This is a genomic window from Bradyrhizobium sp., from assembly GCF_049691595.1.
GTDB lineage: Bacteria > Pseudomonadota > Alphaproteobacteria > Rhizobiales > Xanthobacteraceae > Bradyrhizobium.
Window position 1 is genome coordinate 1 of the sequence record NZ_JBAVNZ010000380.1, and the last position, 3,061, is coordinate 3,061.

The 3,061-nt window shown below is 60.2% G+C and carries 5 protein-coding genes; 3 read left to right on the plus strand and 2 right to left on the minus strand.

Going from position 1 to position 3,061, the window contains the following annotated elements; all coding sequences use genetic code 11:
• Positions 1 to 180 precede the first annotated feature (180 nt).
• The gene (locus WCE35_RS16480; RefSeq protein ID WP_424594396.1) at positions 181 to 474 is read left to right on the plus strand and encodes a hypothetical protein; all 294 of its coding nucleotides are present in this window, start codon (positions 181 to 183) and stop codon (positions 472 to 474) included.
• A gap of 89 nt (positions 475 to 563) precedes the next feature.
• On the opposite strand, the gene WCE35_RS16485 is transcribed toward WCE35_RS16480, so the two are convergent.
• Together WCE35_RS16485 and WCE35_RS16490 are read right to left on the minus strand one after the other, a co-directional pair.
• Positions 564 to 911 carry a hypothetical protein gene (locus WCE35_RS16485; RefSeq protein ID WP_424594397.1) on the minus strand — a complete coding sequence of 116 codons (348 nt, stop codon included), beginning with the start codon at positions 909 to 911 and terminating at the stop codon, positions 564 to 566.
• Positions 912 to 1,431: 520 nt separating this feature from the next.
• Positions 1,432 to 1,929 carry a GDSL-type esterase/lipase family protein gene (locus WCE35_RS16490; RefSeq protein ID WP_424594398.1) on the minus strand — a complete coding sequence of 166 codons (498 nt, stop codon included), beginning with the start codon at positions 1,927 to 1,929 and terminating at the stop codon, positions 1,432 to 1,434.
• Positions 1,930 to 2,207: 278 nt separating this feature from the next.
• Between WCE35_RS16490 and WCE35_RS16495 the strand changes: the two genes are divergently transcribed.
• Both WCE35_RS16495 and WCE35_RS16500 read left to right on the plus strand, forming a co-directional pair.
• A complete protein-coding gene (locus tag WCE35_RS16495) occupies positions 2,208 to 2,381 on the plus strand; it encodes a hypothetical protein (RefSeq protein WP_424594399.1) in 174 nt (57 codons plus the stop codon).
• 32 nt (positions 2,382 to 2,413) lie between these two features.
• On the plus strand, positions 2,414 to 3,040 hold the full coding sequence (locus WCE35_RS16500; protein WP_424594400.1) for a MarC family protein: 627 nt from the start codon (positions 2,414 to 2,416) through the stop codon (positions 3,038 to 3,040).
• Positions 3,041 to 3,061: the final 21 nt, after the last annotated feature.

Genomic DNA, 3,061 nt, shown 5'->3' on the forward strand with positions numbered 1-3,061 from the left:
GCAGCGGCATAGGACGCCGGTGTCCTGGCGTCAACTGCCCAACGGGAATGGACCCCTCCCCCGCCGCACGCAACAAGCTTCAGACCCTTCGCTGCCGGCGCGGTCGCCGAGGCTTTCCCGTCACGAGAGGTTTTCTGCTCCTGGTTGCGTCCATGAGACAGAAATTCAGGGGAGAGAACCATGGAAATGCACTTTTCACGGCTTCTGTTGATTGTAGCAGCCGCGCTTCCATTGGGCGCCTGCATGACCGCCGCCGAGCAGCAAGCGCAAGCGCGGCCGATTGCCGCCAATGACGACGCGGCCTGCCGCAGCGCTGGGGCGAATCCGGGAACGCCAGCTTATGTCCAATGCCGGAAGGACAGGTCGAACCAGCGGGCCATAGCACAGACCGAAGCAGACCGGTCCATGCAGCGGTCGATGTGGTGGATGAACCAGCAGGCGACGCAGTCGCGGATGTACCGGCCGCGGCTATAAGGTTCGCACCAGGACGCTGCATCGACCTGAAGCCAGATGAGAGAGAAGTGGCGGCTCCCCGGTCGGACTCAGGACATTGAATTCAGAGGTCAGCGTCTGACGCCGATAACGGCTTTGCCGAGCAACACTACTCCAAGTAGAATGATTAATATCGGCGCCAGCGGCCAAGGTAGGTCAAGAAGCGTCCACAGGCCGCCGGCGAGAAAAACCGTCCCGCAGGCCACCCAGAAGCCTTCGATCTTCATGTCCATCAGCCAGCGGGCAATTTGGGCTGCCAGGACGAGAATTCCGACGCCCAGCAGGAACCATCCCCAAGGCAAATTCGCTAGTACGGCGATCCCGACCCAGATGAAGAAGATGGCCCAACTAAATGAACTGATCTTCTCACTCTTCTCGGTCGGTGATCCCTCGGCCAAGGCTGGTTGCGTACTGTTCATCGCCCTATTACTCCCGGGCAATTGAAAAAGCCCATGTTCTCGATGCGACAGAAACCAGCAAGCGTAATGTAAGCTGCCCCAATGAGTATGCAGGCCGCAATCACAAAAAACCAGATCGCCAAGACCCGACCAAATAACTTTATCCCATCGTCCGCTTTCGACGAGGCAAAGAGCACAAAATAGCCAATGGTTATGCAAAACGTGGCTGGCATGAAGCTAAAAAAGAAACACATCGGCGATCCCCTTGCGAAGCTTAACGCCCGGCGCCCCTCGCTGCTCATCGCGAGCGATCGACTACCGCAGTGTTGATCGCGCCCGCAGGCTAAGTCGCCAGTCGGTTGCGGCATTGATGTGGATCAAGCCTGAGTATCGCCCGACGGTCGCTTCGGGCAATTCACATCCGCAAATTGCGTATCGTTGATGTCGCCTGCGGATCAAAAGCCACCGGCCTGGGCCGAGCGGGTCCGGTCCGGTTTACCTCCTGATAGCGACCGCAGCGCGCCCGAGCGTTGGCACATGGTCAATGCCGAAGAGCGCCGGCAACTTGACCTGCCAGCTTTTCAGCCAACATACGATAACCTTCCGGGGTTAGGTGCATCCCGTCTGGTTGGTGCGGCAATCCTCGGAGCATGTTGTTAGGCAAGAGAACGACCTTGACACCCATTGCACGCAACCGGGTCTGAATCTCGCCAGTCTGATCGGGCATTCCCTTTCGTCTGTCGTTTCCTCCAGGCTGTAGAATCACAATACTCGTTCCCTTTGGCACCGCACTGTCCAATCGCGCCAGCATTCCGCCGGTCGTATCGCCGTTAATCCCGGCATTGATGACGTTAGCGTTGAGGCCCTTGGCGCGCAGAAGTATCTCAAGCTGGGCCGGGTACGACTGACCGGGGGACACCCCTTTGCCGAAAGTGTTGCTGGCCCCAAGCGCGACTACCGTGGCGGCCTGAGCCGTCCCGCCGAATAGCAGGCCGAAAGAAACCAGCAGCCCGAACATACTCGTACGCTTCAAAGCCATTTTCTTATCCTCCTTGCCTCGGCGCGAAGCCGAACACCTTATTCCAATCAGACCCGACCAGAGATACAATTCCCTACCTGGCCACAACGCCAGGCCGTGCACTCAGGTCCGCTCCGGGTCATTCACGACCGGGGCGAGCCAGCTGCAAGTCCGACCATGTTCGCGATGCCGCTGACGGCGGAAGTAATTCGGAGCATTAGCGGCTCCGCGACGGGCCATTGCAGATCGATGGTGCCGCCGTGGAGTGATTCAAGCTCTAAAAACCGGGGCCTCGAATCATGCGCTACGAACTCAGCGGCTACGAATGGGCCGCCATCAAGCCAATGCCGCCAAACAAGCGGCGCGGCTTGATCGATGTCCGCTATTCCCCGACCACGACCAAATTCCGCATCGCAGTGAAATGTTGCGATGTGCCAATACACATGGGCCGGCGTTCTTTGCGGCCTATTTGACACGAGAGACCGCGATTGGCTATGCGAAGCCCATGCCACTCGAATTCCTGATCTCCGCAATGGTGACGATGGTCGTCGTGGTCGATCCACTCGGCTTGGTGCCGACGTTTGTAGCCATTACCAACGGCCTGCCGAGCCGTTCCCGCCGCGCCGTGGCGCTGCGCGCCTGCCTGATCGCGGCGGCAATCCTCGCCGGTGCCGCGTTGATCGGCGACAGGCTGCTGCGGACGCTGTCGATCGGCCTACCTGCCTTCCGCATCGCGGGCGGCCTGCTGTTGTTTTCGATCGCGTCGGAAATGGTGTTCGGCGTGCGCATCGAGCGGCAATCGAAAGAAGCAGAGGAAGTGATAGAGGAGCGCGTGCGCAACATCGCCGCCTTCCCGCTTGCCATTCCGCTGATGGCGGGCCCGGGCGCGATCGCCGCCACAATTCTGCTGGCTGGCCGCGCCAACGGCGATCCCGTGCATCTCAGTATCTTGCTGGCCGTAGTCGCAGCCGTACTGGGGCTGTGCTTTGTCGTGTTCCTCCTAGCCGCGCATATCGCGACGCTGGTCGGCACCACTGTCAGTGTCGTGTTGTCGCGCCTGCTCGGCGTGGTGCTGGCCGCTCTCGCCGTGCAGTTCGTGATCGACGGCGTGCGCACGGCACTGGCGGGTTGATTGGGCGCACCCATCGAGGGC